Source organism: Pectinatus haikarae (genome assembly GCF_050916305.1).
Lineage (GTDB): Bacteria > Bacillota > Negativicutes > Selenomonadales > Selenomonadaceae > Pectinatus > Pectinatus haikarae.
Genome location: NZ_CP116940.1, coordinates 767,740 through 786,603, shown reverse-complemented (window position 1 = coordinate 786,603; position 18,864 = coordinate 767,740). Strand labels below are relative to the sequence as shown.

The 18,864-nt window shown below is 33.7% G+C and carries 18 protein-coding genes; 2 read left to right on the top strand and 16 right to left on the bottom strand.

Going from position 1 to position 18,864, the window contains the following annotated elements:
• Positions 1-23 precede the first annotated feature (23 nt).
• From NXG61_RS03820 to NXG61_RS03795, 6 genes are all read right to left on the bottom strand, one after another.
• Entirely contained in the window at positions 24-644 is a 621-nt protein-coding gene (locus NXG61_RS03820; protein ID WP_307223323.1) for a lytic transglycosylase domain-containing protein, read from the bottom strand.
• Positions 641-1,249, bottom strand: a complete 609-nt coding sequence (gene coaE / locus NXG61_RS03815; protein WP_196604133.1) for a dephospho-CoA kinase — start codon at positions 1,247-1,249, stop codon at positions 641-643. The genes NXG61_RS03820 and coaE overlap by 4 nt, the downstream gene beginning before the upstream one ends.
• A 43-nt stretch (positions 1,250-1,292) precedes the next feature.
• Entirely contained in the window at positions 1,293-2,126 is an 834-nt protein-coding gene (gene mutM, locus NXG61_RS03810; RefSeq protein ID WP_307223326.1) for a DNA-formamidopyrimidine glycosylase, read from the bottom strand.
• Between the two features lie 14 nt (positions 2,127-2,140).
• On the bottom strand, positions 2,141-2,794 hold the full coding sequence (locus NXG61_RS03805) for a hypothetical protein (protein WP_307223328.1): 654 nt from the start codon (positions 2,792-2,794) through the stop codon (positions 2,141-2,143).
• A 12-nt stretch (positions 2,795-2,806) separates the two neighbouring features.
• On the bottom strand, positions 2,807-3,673 hold the full coding sequence (locus NXG61_RS03800) for a DMT family transporter (protein WP_307223330.1): 867 nt from the start codon (positions 3,671-3,673) through the stop codon (positions 2,807-2,809).
• A gap of 184 nt (positions 3,674-3,857) precedes the next feature.
• The gene (locus NXG61_RS03795) at positions 3,858-4,733 is read right to left on the bottom strand and encodes a LysR family transcriptional regulator (RefSeq protein ID WP_196604137.1); all 876 of its coding nucleotides are present in this window, start codon (positions 4,731-4,733) and stop codon (positions 3,858-3,860) included.
• 250 nt (positions 4,734-4,983) lie between these two features.
• On the opposite strand from NXG61_RS03795, the gene NXG61_RS03790 reads away from it, so the two are divergent.
• Both NXG61_RS03790 and NXG61_RS03785 read left to right on the top strand, forming a co-directional pair.
• Positions 4,984-6,321 (top strand): threonine/serine ThrE exporter family protein, encoded by a 1,338-nt coding sequence (locus tag NXG61_RS03790; RefSeq protein WP_307223332.1) that lies wholly within the window; start codon positions 4,984-4,986, stop codon positions 6,319-6,321.
• A 200-nt stretch (positions 6,322-6,521) separates the two neighbouring features.
• Positions 6,522-7,682: an iron-containing alcohol dehydrogenase gene (locus tag NXG61_RS03785; protein ID WP_307223334.1), complete on the top strand. Its 1,161-nt coding sequence runs from the start codon at positions 6,522-6,524 to the stop codon at positions 7,680-7,682.
• 114 nt (positions 7,683-7,796) lie between these two features.
• On the opposite strand, the gene NXG61_RS03780 is transcribed toward NXG61_RS03785, so the two are convergent.
• The 10 genes from NXG61_RS03780 to dnaA form a co-directional block, all read right to left on the bottom strand.
• The gene (locus tag NXG61_RS03780) at positions 7,797-9,410 is read right to left on the bottom strand and encodes a peptide chain release factor 3 (RefSeq protein WP_196604139.1); all 1,614 of its coding nucleotides are present in this window, start codon (positions 9,408-9,410) and stop codon (positions 7,797-7,799) included.
• 280 nt (positions 9,411-9,690) lie between these two features.
• Positions 9,691-10,593: a succinate--CoA ligase subunit alpha gene (sucD, locus tag NXG61_RS03775; RefSeq protein ID WP_196604140.1), complete on the bottom strand. Its 903-nt coding sequence runs from the start codon at positions 10,591-10,593 to the stop codon at positions 9,691-9,693.
• 23 nt (positions 10,594-10,616) lie between these two features.
• Entirely contained in the window at positions 10,617-11,786 is a 1,170-nt protein-coding gene (gene sucC / locus NXG61_RS03770; RefSeq protein WP_196604141.1) for an ADP-forming succinate--CoA ligase subunit beta, read from the bottom strand.
• Positions 11,787-11,979: 193 nt separating this feature from the next.
• Positions 11,980-12,330, bottom strand: a complete 351-nt coding sequence (locus NXG61_RS03765) for a PTS glucitol/sorbitol transporter subunit IIA (protein ID WP_196604142.1) — start codon at positions 12,328-12,330, stop codon at positions 11,980-11,982.
• Positions 12,331-12,442: 112 nt separating this feature from the next.
• Entirely contained in the window at positions 12,443-13,402 is a 960-nt protein-coding gene (locus NXG61_RS03760; protein ID WP_307223337.1) for a glycosyltransferase family 8 protein, read from the bottom strand.
• Positions 13,399-13,641 carry an extracellular matrix regulator RemB gene (gene remB, locus NXG61_RS03755; RefSeq protein ID WP_307223338.1) on the bottom strand — a complete coding sequence of 81 codons (243 nt, stop codon included), beginning with the start codon at positions 13,639-13,641 and terminating at the stop codon, positions 13,399-13,401. Before remB ends, NXG61_RS03760 begins: the two co-directional genes overlap by 4 nt.
• Positions 13,641-14,552, bottom strand: coding sequence for a DUF721 domain-containing protein (locus NXG61_RS03750; protein ID WP_307223340.1), 912 nt, complete (start codon positions 14,550-14,552; stop codon positions 13,641-13,643). The genes remB and NXG61_RS03750 overlap by 1 nt, the downstream gene beginning before the upstream one ends.
• Positions 14,546-15,661 carry a DNA replication/repair protein RecF gene (gene recF, locus NXG61_RS03745; RefSeq protein ID WP_196604146.1) on the bottom strand — a complete coding sequence of 372 codons (1,116 nt, stop codon included), beginning with the start codon at positions 15,659-15,661 and terminating at the stop codon, positions 14,546-14,548. The genes NXG61_RS03750 and recF overlap by 7 nt, the downstream gene beginning before the upstream one ends.
• A gap of 53 nt (positions 15,662-15,714) precedes the next feature.
• A complete protein-coding gene (gene dnaN, locus NXG61_RS03740) occupies positions 15,715-16,833 on the bottom strand; it encodes a DNA polymerase III subunit beta (protein WP_307223342.1) in 1,119 nt (372 codons plus the stop codon).
• A 246-nt stretch (positions 16,834-17,079) separates the two neighbouring features.
• A complete protein-coding gene (gene dnaA, locus NXG61_RS03735) occupies positions 17,080-18,498 on the bottom strand; it encodes a chromosomal replication initiator protein DnaA (RefSeq protein WP_196604148.1) in 1,419 nt (472 codons plus the stop codon).
• Between the last annotated feature and the right edge of the window lie 366 nt (positions 18,499-18,864).

The following is an 18,864-nucleotide window of genomic DNA, read 5'->3' as shown; positions in this document are numbered from 1 at the left end:
GTTTAATTGTCAAATACCAAAAATTATCTTTTATCATATAACTTCTGATATGATTTTTTATTGTCGATCACCTTATGGACATAATCACGTGTCTCTTTAAAGGGAATTTGTGTGTAATCACTGAAACTCTCCCCCCATCTGTAGGTCTTACTCCATTCTTCTATTTGCCCGTGTCCCGCGTTATATGCCGCAATAGCCAAAACTTCATTATTGCCGAATTCCTTCATCAAAAAAGACAGATACCAGACACCGTAATGAATATTCGTCTCTGGATCATAAAGTTTATCATTATTATAATTTTTATCATTTATATTATTTGCTATCCACGCACCGGTCTCAGGCATTATCTGCATAAGCCCGACCGCACCTCGATGTGATCTGGCCTCCGGCAAAAAACGGCTCTCAGCAAGAATTATACCTGCTACCAGTGAATCATCCATATTGTACTGTCTGGCATATTTTTCCACCACTTCTTCATATGGATAAGGATAAAAATATTTTTTTTCAACTTTTTCTATAACATGCGTCTGTAATCCTTCATAAATTCCGGCAAAAACCACAGACAGAAATATCATTATTATAATAAATCCCTGGGCCGCACTCAATAAATAGTCTACTACCGACCTGCTGTTGTCGTTCATCATCCATTTTCCAGCCTTTTTAACAGGGAAAACCACAATCTGAAAACCCTTTTTTTATTTGTTTCTATCCCATGACTTGTATCAATTACTTGATCTGCCCGCTCCATTTTATATTTTAAAGGCATCTGCGCTTTAATACGTCTTTTTGCCTCGGCGAAGCTGTAGCCGTTTCGCCTTCTTAAACGTTCTATCTGCACTCGCTTATTTATATAGACAACCCATTTTTCATCGACAAACTTATCCCAGCCTGTTTCAAACAGCAGCGGAACATCTATAACAGCTATTTTTTCTTTATTCCCTTCCAATTCTTCCATCTGCCTTTTTACTTCATTCATAATAAGCGGATGGCTTGTATCATTTATCCATTTTTTTTCCTTATTATCGGCGAATACGATATTGCCTATCATTCTCCTGTTAAGACTTTTATCATTATTTATAATTATTTTGCCGAAATGATCAACATACGCCTGCCATAAGATCTCTCCCGGAAGAGATAAACTGTGCGCTATTTGATCCGTATCAATTACCGCTGCTCCTGCCTGCCGCAAAAAAGAGCATACCGTTGATTTTCCGCAGGCAATCCCGCCTGTCAAGCCAATCTTATACATAACATAATCCTCGTATTATCATTTCAAAGCCTGTCAAAAACTTTTATTTCTCCAATTTTTGACATTCAGGACAAAAACACGTACCGCGCCCGCCTACTTTTATCTTTTCTATTATTGTACCACATTTTTTACACGGTTTTTTATCCCGTCCATAAACAAATAGATTATCCTGATGCGTTCCCTTTCTGCCTTCACCATTAACATAATCACGAAAAGTAGTTCCTCCGTCGCGGATTCCCTCGCTTATAACTTTATTTATCGACGCACAAAGTAATTCAGCCTCATTTTCATTTACGAAAGATGATATTTTTTCAGGATTTATACCTGCAAGAAACAAAGCTTCATCAACATAAATATTGCCCAGTCCGGCAATATTTTTTTGATTAAGAAGAAACATTTTTATCTTGCCGCTGTTTTTTTTCAGCCTTGATACTAAATATGAAACAGTAAAGTCTTTTGACAAAGGTTCACAGCCTAATTCGTAAAGCCCTTTTATTTTTTCCCGTTCTTCTTCCCTTATGGCATATAAAGTGCCAAAAGTACGCATATCTGCATAAATCACTTTGTCCCCATTATCTAAATAAAATATTATTTTCTTATACTTATCTTCTTCATACCCTTTCTTTACATAACACAAACGGCCTGTCATTCTCAGATGAAAAACAGCCATGATATTGTTTTCCATCTGCATTATGAGATATTTTCCTTCTCTTCTCATCTTTACTATCTTTTGTCCTGTAAGACGTTTTTCATACAAAGAAAGTTCAGGAAATTTGATAAGCCTTGGCAATAAGATTTCTATATATTCAATAGTTTTTCCCAATATCCTTTTTTCAAGCGTACGCCTTATTGTTTCTACTTCCGGCATTTCCGGCATAAAATCAACCTCTTCTATTCACTTTTTTGTCTGATTATTTTTTCTGCATACTCTTTCATATTATATATACTGACAACCCGCCACGTATCATCGTCCTGTTTTTCCATTGATATCTCTATAACCGTATTTTCCGTTTTTTCATCTTTATCTGTTTCAATACCTACAACAGCTTTGTTCCCATCAACTTTGGTATATTTTATTCTTTTGAATTTTATATTCCCCACTGACAATTTTTCTGTTATATCACTGTTATTCTTCGATACTGAATATTCCCCGCTGCTTTCCTCATTACTGGAACTTTTCCATTCTCCTGATTTTATATAAGAATCTACTTCAGCTTTCATCTCATTTACTGCCATAGGCTTGGCTAATTTAATTAATCCTTCTGCCAGATTTCTGACAGGATTTTTCTGCATAAAAGGATCTTCTGAAAAATATACATAAAAATAATCATCATATGCTTTATTTAATATGCTGTCTGTATCCACATATTTATCAAAAGTTTCTATATCATGTTTTTTTATAGCATCGGCTATAAGTCCCACTGTATATTGCGGTGTTTTCAGCCAATAAAAATAATAGAAGCTGCTGCCGGCCAGTATTACTGCAATAAATAGCAAAATACATAATCTGAAACCTGATAAAATTTTATTTTTTCTCTCATCCATAAAATAATCCTTTTATTTATTTCTTTTTATACTCAGCTTTTTTTTTGCCATGGTCAGATACATTGATCCTCCAATTATAAATACACCGCCCATCACAGAAAGAAAATGCATTATTTCACCAAAAAAAAGATATCCCCACAGGGCATTGAAAAAAATACCTGTATATAATACAAAGCTGACCAACACAGCATTAGCTGACCCATATGCCTGTGTCATTAAAGCCTGCGCCAAGAGAGAAACTATACCTATACCCGCAAGTAAAAACATCTCCTTAGTATCCGGAGAATGGTAATTGCCAGCCATACCTGCAATACCTATCAGCATACTGCAAAAAAGAAAATAAAATACTATTTCCCATGAATTATGTCCGCCGCCTTCAAATAATTTATGAATCGTAATATATGCCAGTGCAGCCAAAAAAGCCGAAAAAACAGCTAAAATTGCATATATAGAAAAAGAATTGTATTCCCATGGACGCAGCAACAGCATAGTTCCTGCTCCTATTGCCAAAAGAGGCAGAAATGTTTTCGGCGGTATTTTTTCTTTAAGCCATACTGCCGATAAAAAAAGAACAAAAATAGCTGATAACTGCTGCAATATAGCAACATCCCCTAAATGCATGCCAGAAATAGCTATAAAAATCAAAAACATACTCATCCCGCCGACTGCACCGCGAAAAACCAATGCCGGGATATCTTTATTCGAAAATTTTATATCAAATTCCTTCATTATAAATAATAGAACTATTATGCCTATTACACTTCTGCCAAAAACTATTTCCCCGATGCCCATAGAAAAACTGAGACTCTTTACCATTATATTCATAATACTAAAGGAAAGTGCAGCTCCTACAGCCAATATTAAACCTCTATTCAACATGATTACACATCTCTTTTATTTTTTATTATTTTACCACATATAAAAGCTCTTTTACCATTTTACAATATAACGACAGTAAAATTTACTCAAAAAATAACAAAAGCCGCAGTTTCCTGCGGCCTGACTATTACCTGCCCTGCCATACCACAAACGCTGGCACAGACCCATTATAAGATCAATAAACTCATCGTTCATCAGCAAAACTATCGAGTGCAAATTTTTGAAACTCATATACCAAAGGAGAAAGCAGCCTGCTTGTATCCCAGGCTATGCCTATAGTTCTTCGGCAATGCGGAGAAGAAAGTTTTAAAAATTTTACATTTAATCTATCCATTCCGGGGATCTTAGGTATGAGCGAAACACCAAGATCAGCAGCAACTAAATTAGCCACAGTAACTATTTCGTCACCCTCAAATTCAATATGAGGTGTAACACCTGTCATATCAAAAAGTTGATTTGCTAAAAGCCTTAAGCCATAAAAAGGTTTTAATGTTATAAAAGATTCATCCGCTATATCCTTCAAATTAACACTTTCTCTTTTCGCCAGCGGATGATCCAGAGGAACTATCACAAATAATTCTTCAGAACATAATGGAAGCCAACCGATCGTTTCGTTCATTAAAAGATTCGAACATATGCACAAATCTGTTTTTCCCTTTATGAGCCGTTCTGTAAGAACAGTTGAATTATCTTGATTCAGTTTAAATTTACATTGTGGATGATTTTTTCTGAAACTGCTTATAAGTCTTGGTACTATATAGCTTCCTAATGAATGAAGAAAAGATAAATTTATTATCTGCTTATCAGGCCTGTCTATTTCCATCTTAGCTGCAGTTTCTTCTTTGACAATACGTTCAGCATGAGCTAAAAGCATTTCTCCATATCTGGTGAGCGTTACCTCTTTAGTATTACGATTTAACAACTGCACGCCCAATTCTTTCTCCAAACGAATTATTGACCTGCTCAATGCCGATTGCGTTATAGATACTGCCTTAGCTGCTTTTGTAAAATTGCCGATGTGCGCTATGGCTAAAAAATATTCCAATTGTTGAAGCTCCATTTAAATCTCCTTATTATTTTATCTATGATATTTTATCATAGATAAATCATTATATAGTAATAATTATCATTATAAAAAGTATGTCAAATAATTGTATTATACATAGATTATAGCTTCTTTATTTCAATTTTTCCAGTATATAATATTCATTCCATATGGTAATAGATATTTTTTGAAATTAGAATTTGACACATCTTCAATTCAGTTTAAAATTATGTATACACTATACATATTAAAGGATATGATATTTATGGATAATAATCAAGTATATATAAAAGATCCCTATTTTGAAATTGGCCGAAAATTACTTCTCATTCTAAAAACAGGACAAATTCTTATGGAAAGTGCCGCTGATACAAACCGTATAACAAGAACTATGAAAAGAGTGGCTGCCTTTATGGGAATAACAGCAGGTACACTGCATATACACATCACCTATACCACTATTATGATCAATATAAGCGACGGCAATCATTCAATAACAAAATTCCAAAAATGTATCAAGCATGGGATAAATATGACTAAAATTTCTGCTGTAAGTAAGCTTTCATGGAAATCTATAGAAAAAAACTATACATTAGATCAATATGAAACTGAACTTAATAGAATATTTACCCTAAAAAAACAATATACAGCAATTTTTATTGCAATAGGTGCAGGATTAGCCTGCGGCGGTTTTTCCAAACTTTTTGGCGGTGACTGGATAGCATTTTTTTATACTGCCGTATGCGCCTCCATTGGTTTTCTCCTTCGCTCCTACTGCAACAAGCTTGATATAAACAGCTATGCATCAATAGCCATATCTTCCTTTGCAGCAGCCATCCTTGCTTATCTGACACATTTTATCCCCGGCTCATTGACACCATGGCATCCTCTTTTGGCATGCGCACTCTTTATAGTTCCGGGTATCCCCTTAATCAATTCTGTTGACGATCTTCTTGACAATTATATAGTTTCCGGCATAACCAGAGCCGTAAATACTATATTAATGGTCGGCAGCATGAGTTTTGGTATTGTTCTGGCCATAAAACTATGTCAGGTGGAGGATTTTACTATATTAAGCACCCACCCTGACAGTTCCTATTTTGTATACGGCATAGCAGCCGCTATAGCATCTGTCGGTTTTTCAACTATCTTTAATGTACCGCGCCGCCTTCTATGGGTTGTCGCCCTTGGTGGAATGATATCTGTATGCATAAGAAATTTTGTAAACTTTGATCTTGATATGGGTTTAGCTGCCGGTTCTTTTGCCGGGGCTGTGATCGTCAGTATTCTCGCTTTAAAAGTTGTTCATCATGTGCATACCCCTATGCATGTCATAACTCTGCCATCGGTCATTCCTATGATTCCCGGAGTATTTATGTACAGGCTCATGTTTGGACTGATAAATATAAATGCCATGGACACAATTTCACTGATCCACGTTTTTCAAAGCGGTGTTATTGCAAGCCTTACTATTTTGGCAATAGCAGTAGGTGTAGCTATACCAAATATTTTTGCCAGAAGATATCTGGACAGCAATAAAAAAGAACACTGCAAGAAATTATTGGAAAAAAGGAATAATAATTTTAACATCAATTTATTATAGATAAAAATCTTTATTTATGTTAAGAGCCTGATTATTGAAAAACAAAACAACTGGTCGTATAATAAAAAAAGAAACATCACAGCAACTTTTAATATCCATAAAAATTGCTGTGCAATAACTCATTAAATTTACTCCTGTTATATATTTAATTAAGCTTTTCCCGGTAATTTATCAAAATAAGTATAAGGAGAATCTAATTTATGAACAACTTTCAATTTGTTAATCCAGTGAAAATAATTTTCGGCAAAAATACCTTAGAAAATCTTCCTTCTGTAATTCCTGCAGGAAGCAAAGTATTGATTATTTACGGAGGCGGCAGTATCAAACGTTCGGGGCTGCTTAATGAAATAAAAAATACCTTAAAAAATTATAAGTTGGGAGAATTCGGCGGCATTGAACCAAATCCTTCATATGAAAAATTAATGCAGGCTGTAGAAATAATCCGGTCAGAAAAATATAATTTTTTATTGGCTGCCGGCGGCGGATCAGTGATTGATGGCACTAAATTCATAGCAGCTGCAGTACCTTTTATGGCTGATGATCCATGGAAAATAATTTCTGAGCATATTCCTGTAAAAAAAGCCGTTCCCTTCGGTACAGTGCTTACCTTGCCCGCAACCGGATCAGAAATGAATAATGGAGCAGTGATAACAAGAAAATCCTTAAAATCAAAACTTCCATTTATGAGTGCAGCAGTTTTTCCTAAATTTTCCATTCTTGATCCGGTCTATACTTATACTCTGCCTCAAAAACAAATTGCCAACGGTGTTGTCGATGCTTTTATTCATGTAATGGAGCAATATATGACCTATCCGGTAAATGCCAAAATACAAGATAGATTTTCAGAGGGACTTCTCCTGACGCTTATTGAAGAAGGACCTAAAGCCTTGCAGAATCCTCAAAACTATGATGTCCGCGCCAATATAATGTGGGCAGCAACACTAGCGTTAAATGGTCTTATCAGCAGCGGTGTTCCCCAAGACTGGTCCACTCATATGGTGGGCCACGAAATTACATCTTTATATGGTCTTGATCATGCTCAAACATTGGCTATAGTTTTCCCGTCCATGCTGAAAGTAATGAAAAATGAAAAACAACAGAAGCTGCTGCAGTATGGCAACAGGATCTGGGACATTGATACCAATATGCCAGTTGAAGCACAAATAGACAAAGCTATTCAAAAAACTCAATCTTTTTTTGAAGAAATGGGAGTAAAAACACATTTTTCTGATTATCATTTAGATAAATCCGTTGTAGAAAAAATTATTGATTCACTTATCTCACATAACATGACAAAGCTTGGTGAAAATGGATCAGTTAACCCTGACATAGTACGTAAAGTTTTGAATTTGAGTTTATAGACAAATAAAAAATAATTCTCATATAAACTGCCCTCCATAAGCTGAACAGAAATCTGACTTATGGAGGGCAGTTCATTTTTTATATACAAAAATTATTTTTTCTATTTTATTTTTTTATGCTTCTTTTTTATCCGGTGGTACATTATGCAGTACGATATCAGGATTGTTATCGCTTATCCATCCAAGTGACCACTCATTATTTAACAACAGCACAGGCCTGTTTTTCATATCATAAACAAACATTCCTCTGTCAGCTCCCCGCAGAGATTCAGGTACGACTTCTTTTCCATCATTAAACTCAAGCCATCTTGCTACCTCAAAAGGCTGCATAGTTATCACTATGTCAACATTATATTCATTTTTTAAACGATATTCCAAAACCTCAAATTGCAATTGTCCGACAGTACCGACAATATAACTCTCCATACCTGTACCTGGCTGTTCGAATAACTGCACTGCACCTTCTTGCGTCAGCTGTGTTATTCCTTTTATAAACTGCTTTCGTTTCATAGTATCTTTAGCTTCTACCCTGGCAAAACGTTCCGGAGGAAATACCGGAAAATCAGCAAATTTAAATTTATTTTTAGTGTCACATATTGTATCGCCTATACCAAAAATACCCGGATCAAATAATCCTACTATATCTCCCGGATATGCATCATCTATTATCTGTCTGTCCTGCGCCAAAAACTGCTGCGGCTGGGAAAGTTTTATTATTTTATTTTCCTGGATATGAAAAACTTGCATATTACGTTCAAATTTACCAGAACATATGCGGATAAACGCCAGCCTGTCATGATGCGCAGGATTCATATTAGCCTGAATTTTAAATACAAATGCCGAAAATTTTTCATCATCAGGCATTACAATGCCTTCTGTCGATTCATGCGGCTGCGGCTGCGGAGCTAACCTCAGATATTCTTCAAGAAAATTTTGTACACCAAAATTAGTCATAGCACTGCCAAAAAACATCGGAGTTAACTCACCATGTGAAATTTTTTCATCATTCCACTCTTCTCCTGCCGTATCAAGCAAATCTATATCGCCAAGAAGAGTTTGATATACATCATTATCAATCTGTGCTATTGCATCTTTATCATTCATGGAAAAAACAACAGAAGCTCTTTCCTTCTGCCCGTGTGAATCGTCTGCGGCAAAAAGCTCAATATGTTTTTTTCTTCTATCATATACGCCATGATATTGTCCATCTATGCCTATCGGCCAATTCATCGGATAAGCACGTATGCCCAAAACATTTTCTATTTCCGTCATCAAGTCAAGCGGCGCTTTGCCAAATCTATCTAATTTATTTACAAAAGTAAATATTGGTATATTCCTTTGTTTACACACTTTAAAAAGTTTCTTAGTTTGTGTCTCTATACCTTTAGCCGCATCAATTACCATCACCGCACTGTCAACAGCCATCAGTGTTCTATAAGTATCTTCGCTAAAATCCTGATGCCCCGGTGTATCCAATATATTTATTCTGCATCCTGCATAATCGAACTGCAAAACACTTGATGTTACAGATATACCACGCTGCTTTTCTATTTCCATCCAGTCTGATACAGCATGCCTCTGAGCCTTTCTTGATTTTATGGAACCGGCCAGATGTATGGCGCCTCCATATAAAAGTAATTTTTCCGTAAGCGTCGTTTTTCCTGCATCCGGATGTGATATTATAGCGAATGTACGTCGCTTTTTTATTTCATTTTGCAGCTGCTCCATCAAATATCTCCCTTTATATTAATCATTATAATAACAATGATATTATGCAGTTTAAAGGCTGCACATGCCTAAAAGTTCACCGGAGAACCCGTTGAACTAAAAACTTACTTTATTATTCTAACATAAATAAACAATAAAATCATTTTATAGAGATAAAATAAAAAAAGCACAGCAAATTATAAATCAGCAAAATAATTCACCGTGCTTTTACATGTTATTGTTATTCTATAGTGTTTTTACACTGATTTTTTTCTTAAAGCTAAAAACTTAAAAATAATTATTAACAGTTATGACATTCTTCATATATTCCTGCTGCCTTTAAAGTTTTGACCATCGTTTCTCCCATATGAGCAACAGTATCCGCAACTTCTATGCCTGCAGCATTAAGAGCTTTTATTTTGTCAGCAGCTGAACCTTTTCCTCCGGAAATAATAGCTCCAGCATGTCCCATACGTTTGCCGGGAGGAGCCTGACGACCACTTATAAATGCGGCTACAGGTTTTTTCATATTAGCATGTATCCATGCCGCAGCATCTTCTTCCGCTGTTCCGCCTATTTCACCTATCATCAATACAGCCTTAGTTTCACTATCCTTATTGAACGATTCCAATACATCAATGAAATCTGTCCCTTTTACAGGATCACCGCCTATACCAATAATGGTAGTCTGTCCAATTCCTGCATTACTCATCTGATACATAGCTTCATAAGTCAAAGTTCCTGAGCGTGAAATTATACCGACGTGACCTTTTTTGTGTATTGATCCTGGTATTATACCTATATTACATTCATCCGCAGTCATTATTCCCGGACAGTTAGGACCTATCATACGTGTTTTTTTGCCTTTAAGGTAGCGGCGAACCTTTATCATATCATCAACAGGAATATGTTCCGTAATGCAGACGACAACGTCCATTTCCGCATTTATTGCTTCCAGTATACTATCTGCCGCAAATTTTGCAGGCACAAAAATAACTGAAGCATTTGCACCTGTCTTTTCTTTTGCCTCTGCCACAGTATTAAAAACAGGAACTCCTTCTACAGTTTGTCCTCCCTTTCCGGGAGTCACACCGCCCACTATCTTAGTTCCATAGGCAAGCATATGATTTGTATGAAAAAGAGCTTGTTTTCCGGTAATTCCCTGTACTATTACTTTAGTATCTTTATTTATAAAAATTCCCATAAAAAAATCCTCCTCTCCGTCAATTAAGCATTTTTAACTAATTCGACAACTTTTTTGGCACCTTCTGTCATGGATTCAACCATAATGACATTAGGAATATTGGCCTTTTTCAATATTTCCCGGCCTTCTTTTACATTTGTACCGTCCAGACGAACAACAATAGGCAATTTCAATTCAAGCATCTTATTTGCTTCAATAATACCTTCAGCGATAATATCACATTTATTTATACCACCAAAAATATTAACAAAAATACCTTTTGCCTGCCCATCTGCTGTCATAATTTTAAATGCCTTGGCATCATCCTCTGCCGATCCCTGACCGCCTACATCAAGAAAATTAGCTGGTTCTCCGCCATAATGTTTAATGATATCCACAGTAGCCATAGCCAACCCTGCTCCATTAACCATACACGCAACATTACCGCCCAGGTTCACATAATTAAGTCCTAATTCCGCCGCTTCCCTTTCTTTAGGATCTTCTTCTGTTTCATCACGCAATGCAATAATATCAGGATGACGGAACAAAGCACTGTCATCAAAATTAAGCTTAACATCAAGTGCCATCACATTATTATCCTGCGTCAGAACTAAAGGATTTATTTCAGCCAAAGAGCAATCCTTATCCACGAATACTTTATACAATCCAGTCATTAAAGAAGCTGCCTTATTAATGAGAGAAGGTTCAATATTTAATTTAAAAGCCATGCGGCGTGCCTGGAAAGGTGCAAGACCAATAAACGGGTCTATATATTCTTTTATTATTTTATCCGGAGTAGATGAGGCTACTTCTTCTATTTCCATACCGCCCGCCTCTGAGCCTATCATAACGGTCTGCGCTGTATTGCGATCAATCGTGAAACTTAAGTACAATTCCTTAGCTATTTTACAGCCAGATTCTATCAAAAGACGATTTATTTTTTTTCCCTCTGGACCAGTCTGCTTCGTAACTAAAACTTTTCCAAAAAGTTCTTTTGCATAGCTTTTAACCTCTTCAGCAGATTTAGCAATTTTTACGCCACCAGCTTTTCCTCTTCCACCAGCATGAATCTGCGCTTTTACAACTATTACATCCTGTCCAAGCTCTTTAGCAACTTTTACTGCTTCCTCGGGTGAAAAAACCGGCTTACCATCAGGAACAGATACGCCATAGGAACGAAGAATTTCTTTACCTTGATACTCATGAATATTCATTTAAACACCCCAATCCATTAAAATTTATTGCTGTAAAAAATTACAAGATATAATATATTGTAAATTTTCACAAAAAAAATAAAAACGGCATCAAAACAAAATATTTCAATAGATTCAACCATTTCCCATCATCTGCAAATTATAAAAAATATGACGTAAAATGATCGAATCAATTATAAAAATAAAATAAGGATTAATATATTTTTACGGTTTCGCCTCTATTGAAACTAGGAAAATATGCTCCTTCAACAGACATTTGACCTGGTAACGAAGCTTTTTTATTAAATAAAATTGTACAATGTCCTATATCGGCCAAATTTTTATTAACATCCGAACCGATATCAACTATCCTGAATTTTAGGGCTCCCCATTCAAGTGTATCCCCTGCTTCAATGTTTTCTGCAAGCTTTCCCTTCGTATGAACAATGGACATCGCTGCGAGTCCTTCACTACATCCATCATTTACAATAGTTATACATTTACTTGTTTTTAAAAGGCTTGATACATTTTCACCAACGGATACTATATCAAATGCATACTTCATCCTTACACCGCCTTATTTTTTATTATTATACCACAATTAAATAAAATTATGAAATAATTTAACGTCATATTAAAATAAATGATGACTATATGAATTTTATATTATATCAATTCTATTTATTTATATTTAGCTGAATTTTCATTAGATCTCTAGCTGAATTTCCATAATAATATGCCGCTTTTTCATAATCACCTATTTCTTCATAATTCCTCCCAGCAAGCAGCATAAGTTCTGGGGTATCAGGTTCCAAAAACTCTAAATCGTTCCATACAGATTGATATACATAGCCTTTATATAATTTATCTATTACAGGAGTATTCCCCTTTAACCAAGGTTTTGCTTCATTGACAAAATGCAATATTATATCATTTTTCTCTCTCAAATCAATCGTCGGATCATTAGGAGCAGTCATTCTATTAAATTTATGTGGAAGATCATAAATATTGTTTTGAAGAATTACATTTATGGCATCCTGATCGGGAAGCAAAAAAAATTCATAAAATTTAACATAACAATCTTCGATCAACTTTGTTATGTTTCCTAGTTTCCATAAATGCATATTTATAAGTAATACTCCAGAATTAAAATATTTATCTGATTTTAACCCCAGCCGATCTATTTGTTCAATACCATGTTTCTTCTTATACTGACTGGCAGCTATTATATATTTATCCGGTATTTCTATGTCCCATAATTGTTTTATATCCCCTACACACAACATATCTGCATCTAGGTATATCAATTTTTTTACATTATCGGGTAAAATTTGTGGGATAAATATTCTTAAAAGTATAGCCTTGTTAAAACGTTTATCCGTATAAATTGATAAATCAGGCAATGATTTTATTTTTTCTTCCAAATCATATGTTTTTATGTAAGCATTTTTATATAAATTATTGAATAAATCTATTTTTTTTCTGTTTAAATCTGATAATTTTTCACTAATAGCAACATGAAATACTATTTTATTTCCCAAAGAATTCATTATTATGGAAGTCATTAAAATACCTGCATATGATAAATATTTATTATCCACACCCAATGCTATATTTATAATGTTTTTTTCTGTCATTTATTTACCGCCATAAAATTTTGTCCTATTGAACGATTATATAGAGTTGATGCAGATATAGATGATATATAGATTTTATTATCCGTTACTATACAGGATTTAGGCAAACTTTTTGATATATCCTCAATTCTTTCTTTCATTGCCAATATAAATTCATCATTCTTTTTATTTTTTATATCATATATAGCAATCACATTTTTCAAAGGAATAGATACATTTTTTCCTATATGGAGAAACATTAATTTTCCCCCTTTTTTTCCATCAATTTTTTCATTTCATTATATATCAAATCATATTTAAGCCTGTTTATATTTTCTTTCACTACCTTTTGGTTTATCTGCTCCGGAGGCAATGCCTTATAAAGCATAATAAGGGTCTTAAGCTGAATATCATCATACGATGTAATTTTTAAATTTATTGTCATGCGCTGAACTAAACTTATTCTAGCCTTGTTGACCATATCTGCAGAGCAATTGTCAACATAGTTCTTTATTTCTCCATATCTAGCCCAAGGTTTAGTCATTAATATTTTTCTTATCTGAGAATAATTTATATTTTTAAGTTCACGTCTGCAATTATCACAGTAATCTTCTTCTGCTGCGCATAATGCAGCACATTTTTTACATTCATGCCAATTATTTTGTTTTTTAATCTTATTAATTTTTTCATTTACTATTAAAACTTTTTTAATATATTTTGCCAGATCTTCATCATTAATTGCCGCACATTTTTTTTCAACAGAAATCATTTCAGCTTCAGAGAGTTCTGTATTTGCTAATATTCTCTTTGTATTTTTTTTCTCCTTTATTCTCGACGAAATTATTTTATTACTGCCATTTTTTCCATAAGTGAAGTGTATATCTTTTATCAATTTATATTGAAGAGCATTATTTATTTTATCTAAAATATCAAATTTCATATACAAAAGATTATTTGCCCATACACTGCTGGATGTGCCTATATGCAAAGTACCAAATGCAAAATTTTTTGGAACAGCATGATCTGCTATGTCTTTTCCCACTATAGATTCCCAATAAAATCTTATTAAATAAAGTTTATATTCCGGAGATTTAGTAAGATGATTTAGGGCCCTGGGCATTATTTGACCAACACTGTTAAAATCAGTATTCTTTCTTTTTCTTTTCAGCATTCTGCAGTCCTTACATCGCCCAGCGACACATTATAAAGATGAGCGTCTTTTAGATCAGCAAACATAGAAATATCAGTAGCTGTAACAATTGTTTGTATCTTTTTTTCTTTAAAAAATACTAACATTTTTTCTCTTCTATTTTTATCAAGTTCACTCATAACGTCATCTAAAAGTAATACAGGATATTGACTGGTGATACTTTTTATATATTCTAGTTCAGCCAATTTTAAAGATAAAACAGTAGTTCTTTGCTGTCCTTGAGAACCAAAATTTTTTAGATTTATTTTATTTATAAAAAATTCTATATCATCATGGTGTGGACCGGCTCCAGTACTTCCCCGCCTGATATCATCCAATCTGTTTCTTTTTATAGTATCAGCATACAATTCTTTTAAATTTTCCATATTATTTTCTGCAAACTCTATATTGTTTATTTTATAGTTCATAGTAAGAATTTCCCTATTATCGGATATATTTTTCTGCATAACAGCTGCAAAATTTGACAGTTGATTTATTGCAGCATAACGTTTTTTCCATATGAAAACAGCTGTATCTATAAGCTGCCTATCCCATATATCAAGCATAGAAGCTTTTTGTTTTTTTTCTCTTATGGATTTTAAAAGGTTATTTCTTTGACTTGTTATCTTATTATATTTTACCAGCATATCATAATAAAATATATCAGTCTGAGACAATTCAATATCCAAAAATCTTCGACGGAGACTTGGCGATCCTTTTATTAAAAGTAAATCTTCAGGAGAAAACATTACTATGGTAATATTTCCCGGCAGATTTTTTTGCCGTATATTTCCGCCATTAAGTATTATTTGACGGCGTTTTAGTTTATTTAAATAAATTTTGATATTATTTTCTATATCTATCCTTGAAAAATCAATATTTATTACTGCCTCATTTTTCTGCCATGATATCAGATCTGCATCATTCTTTATGCGATATGATGTACCCAAAGCAGCATAGTATATTGCTTCTATTATGTTGGTTTTACCTTGAGCATTGTTTCCTGTAAATATATTTAAAGCTGGCGAAAAAGTCAATTCAAGAGTTTTATAGCTGCGAAAATTTTTAAGCAGTAATTTATTTATATTCATAAACATATCCCGTATAAATTATAGAAACATTAAAAAACAAAAATGATATTTTATTATATAGCCTTGCGTACAGGCGTGACTACATAAATAAACAAGTCATCACCGACTGCTTTTATAGAAGCCGGACTGGTTTCAGTATTAAAAGAAAACGTTATATCTTCTGTATTTATATATTTAAGCATATCCAGTATATATCTGGCATTAAAAGCTATACTTATGGGTTGACCATTGAGTTTTATATTTATGTTTTCTTCAGCTTTTCCTATTTCTGGGTTATTTGATGATAAAAGTAAGTTATTTGTGTCAAAATTAAGTGTAATAATATTATATTGATTAGAACGGGATATCAATGCTACGCGATCTATTGCACTTTGTAATTCTCGTGTTTTTATAAGAGCAGATGAGCTAAATGAGGGGGGAATAACATTGTTATAATCGGGGAACTGACCCTCTATTAATCTGGAAACAATGTAGACATTATCATAACTGAAGCTGATCTGATTGTGAGAATAGATAATATCTACATCAGTAGGAATATCAGAAGCAAGTAATGTGGATAAATCGTTGAGTATTTTAGCAGGAATTATTAGTTTCGCTGTTATGTTTGTTTTGTTATCATCCATTATTTCTTTTTTTACAGCAAGCCTGTGTGTATTGGTAGCCGCCATAGTTATTTCAGCATTATTAAGATCAAATAAACATCCTGTGAAAACAGGTCTCATCATTTCTGTGGCACAGGCGAATGATGTTTTTTTGATTAAATCAATAAGTACATTGCTTTTTATTGAGATATTGTTATTGCTTTCTAATTTTTTAATTTTAGGAAATTCAGATGAAGCCATACTTAGAAGGTTAAATTTTGCTGTGTTTGATTTTATAGTTACTGTATTTTGTTCGGAATTTGATGCTATTTCTATTTCTTCTCCTGGTAATGTTTTTATTACGTCTGCAAAGTATTTGCCTGGAAGTACTAAAGTTCCTTCTTCTTTTATATCTGCGGTTATTTTACAGATTATACCTATATCATAATCTGTTGTTTCTATTTTTAGTATATCATTTTTTGCATGTATGTATATCCCTGAAAGTATTGGCATTTGAGGTTTGCTTGATATGGCTTTTATGTTGATTTGAATAGCTTGTAAAAGGTCATTTTTGGTACATATGAAATTCATTTTATTCTCCTTATTTATTATTAATATATATTTATATAAAGTTAGTCGTCGTAGTCGTAGGGGCTGTGAAAATGTTGATAACTTGCTTTTTATCTTTTGTAGTAAGGTTTTTTTGTGTTAATAAGCTGTTGATAAGTATAGCTTCTGAATTCACAAATTCACATTTTAAAGAGCTATAGTTTTTTATCCACATAAAGTTCACCTTTTATACATATTAAATACACATTTTGTGGATAAGTATTTAGATTAAATATTTTTTATCTTATTTGTCAACTCTTTAATGGTATTATCAAGTTTTTTATCAGATTTTCGTCCTTGACTGATTTTATCATAGGCATGTATGACTGTAGTGTGATCTCGTCCGCCAAAAATTTCACCTATACGCGGTAAGGATGAATCAGTTAATTCTCTGCATAAGTACATAGCTATTTGACGGGGAAAAGCCAGATTTCTTGTTCTTTTTTTCGCGACTAATTCGGCAATATCTATTTTAAAATAAGATGAAACAATTTCCTGCACAAGCTCAAGGGTCACTGTACGGCTTTCATTATTTGTAAATACATTTTTTAATGCCTCCGCAGCTAATTCTTTTGTTATTACTTGTTTGTTCAGTGAAGAAAAAGCCATTACACGAGTGAGTGCCCCTTCCAGTTCCCTGATGTTGTTATCTATACGGCTGGCAATATATACCATAACATCATTAGGAACAGTAAGATTTTCTAATAAAGCCTTTTTCCTTAAAATTGCTATACGTGTTTCAAGATCAGGAGCTTGAATATCAGTTATAAGGCCCCATTCAAAACGAGAACGTAAACGATCTTCAAGAGTTTGTATTTCCCTCGGATGCCGGTCACTTGATATTATTATTTGTTTATTGGCATCGTGAAGGGTGTTAAAAGTATGAAAGAATTCTTCCTGGGTATGTTCTTTTTTAGAAAGAAATTGGATATCATCAACAAGCAGCACATCAATATTTCTATATTTTTGTCTAAAAGCTTCTGGTTTGCCGTCGCGGATAGAGTTTATAAGTTCATTTGTAAATTTTTCGCTTGATATATATAGAACACGCATATCTGGATTATTTTGCAGTATTTTATGACCTATTGCATGCATGAGATGTGTTTTGCCAAGCCCCACACCGCCATACATAAAAAAAGGATTGTAAACTTTAGCGGGAGATTCTGCTACTGCTAAAGCGGCTGCATGGGCAAAGCGATTAGAATTCCCCGTTACGAATGTTTCAAATGTATATTTATGGTTTAAAGATGATGAGTCTCCAGGTACTATAGGTAAGGGTGCATTATTTTTAGGAAAATCTGAAACCGAGGGTTCCTCTATTTTATTGACGGGAGCAGCAGGTGTATAAATTAAAGGAATTTGTGTCTGATCTTCTTCTTGCATGGTGTCTTGTAAATGAAAGCTGGTTATTATAATATCAAGTCTTGCTTTTGTGACATCATAGCTTGCATCAAGAATAAGCTGCATATAATGTTTTTCGATCCAATCTTTGGAAAAATCTGTCGGTGTTCCGAGTTGCAGAGCTGTAGTTGTTAATGTCATTGGTTTTATAGGTTTGAGCCATGTGTCGCATACCATTTTTGAAAGAGAATTTTCCAATTTTTTCAGTATTTCTTCCCAAGTAGCATATAACTGTGCATTCTCCATTAAAAAGATCCTTTCTGTCTATAAGTTTAAAACAGGTTGTAATTTATCAAAATACTGAGGAAATTTGATCCTGTCTATTAAGCATATGTAATAATAGTCGATTAAAAAAAGTATTTATCGGACAAAAAAAGTTATCCACAAAGTTATGCACAATTGTTGATAACTTCAAATTTTTTTAAAGTCTTGTCTCTATTAGGCAATGAAAAAGCTTTAAGAAAAAAATACTGGTAATCAAGTATCTACAAAGCTGTTGATAAAATATGTGGATAAAATAAAAATATGTGGATAAATATGTGGATATGTATATATCATCTTATCAAAAGCCAATAAAGTTATCAATAATTATTTTGAATTGTTGACACTATA

Bases quoted from the DNA above. Each gene is read 5' to 3' on its own strand.
- mutM (WP_307223326.1), bottom strand. From the start codon at position 2,126: ATGCCGGAAATGCCGGAAGTAGAAACAATAAGGCGTACGCTTGAAAAA.
- NXG61_RS03805 (WP_307223328.1), bottom strand. From the start codon at position 2,794: ATGGATGAGAGAAAAAATAAAATTTTATCAGGTTTCAGATTATGTATT.
- remB (WP_307223338.1), bottom strand. From the start codon at position 13,641: ATGTTTCTCCATATAGGAAAAAATGTATCTATTCCTTTGAAAAATGTG.
- NXG61_RS03750 (WP_307223340.1), bottom strand. From the start codon at position 14,552: ATGCTGAAAAGAAAAAGAAAGAATACTGATTTTAACAGTGTTGGTCAA.
- coaE (WP_196604133.1), bottom strand. From the start codon at position 1,249: ATGTATAAGATTGGCTTGACAGGCGGGATTGCCTGCGGAAAATCAACG.
- NXG61_RS03795 (WP_196604137.1), bottom strand. From the start codon at position 4,733: ATGGAGCTTCAACAATTGGAATATTTTTTAGCCATAGCGCACATCGGC.
- NXG61_RS03790 (WP_307223332.1), top strand. From the start codon at position 4,984: ATGGATAATAATCAAGTATATATAAAAGATCCCTATTTTGAAATTGGC.
- NXG61_RS03785 (WP_307223334.1), top strand. From the start codon at position 6,522: ATGAACAACTTTCAATTTGTTAATCCAGTGAAAATAATTTTCGGCAAA.
- NXG61_RS03800 (WP_307223330.1), bottom strand. From the start codon at position 3,673: ATGTTGAATAGAGGTTTAATATTGGCTGTAGGAGCTGCACTTTCCTTT.
- NXG61_RS03820 (WP_307223323.1), bottom strand. From the start codon at position 644: ATGATGAACGACAACAGCAGGTCGGTAGTAGACTATTTATTGAGTGCG.
- dnaN (WP_307223342.1), bottom strand. From the start codon at position 16,833: ATGAATTTCATATGTACCAAAAATGACCTTTTACAAGCTATTCAAATC.
- NXG61_RS03780 (WP_196604139.1), bottom strand. From the start codon at position 9,410: ATGGAGCAGCTGCAAAATGAAATAAAAAAGCGACGTACATTCGCTATA.
- NXG61_RS03765 (WP_196604142.1), bottom strand. From the start codon at position 12,330: ATGAAGTATGCATTTGATATAGTATCCGTTGGTGAAAATGTATCAAGC.
- sucC (WP_196604141.1), bottom strand. From the start codon at position 11,786: ATGAATATTCATGAGTATCAAGGTAAAGAAATTCTTCGTTCCTATGGC.
- NXG61_RS03760 (WP_307223337.1), bottom strand. From the start codon at position 13,402: ATGACAGAAAAAAACATTATAAATATAGCATTGGGTGTGGATAATAAA.
- sucD (WP_196604140.1), bottom strand. From the start codon at position 10,593: ATGGGAATTTTTATAAATAAAGATACTAAAGTAATAGTACAGGGAATT.
- recF (WP_196604146.1), bottom strand. From the start codon at position 15,661: ATGAATATAAATAAATTACTGCTTAAAAATTTTCGCAGCTATAAAACT.
- dnaA (WP_196604148.1), bottom strand. From the start codon at position 18,498: ATGGAGAATGCACAGTTATATGCTACTTGGGAAGAAATACTGAAAAAA.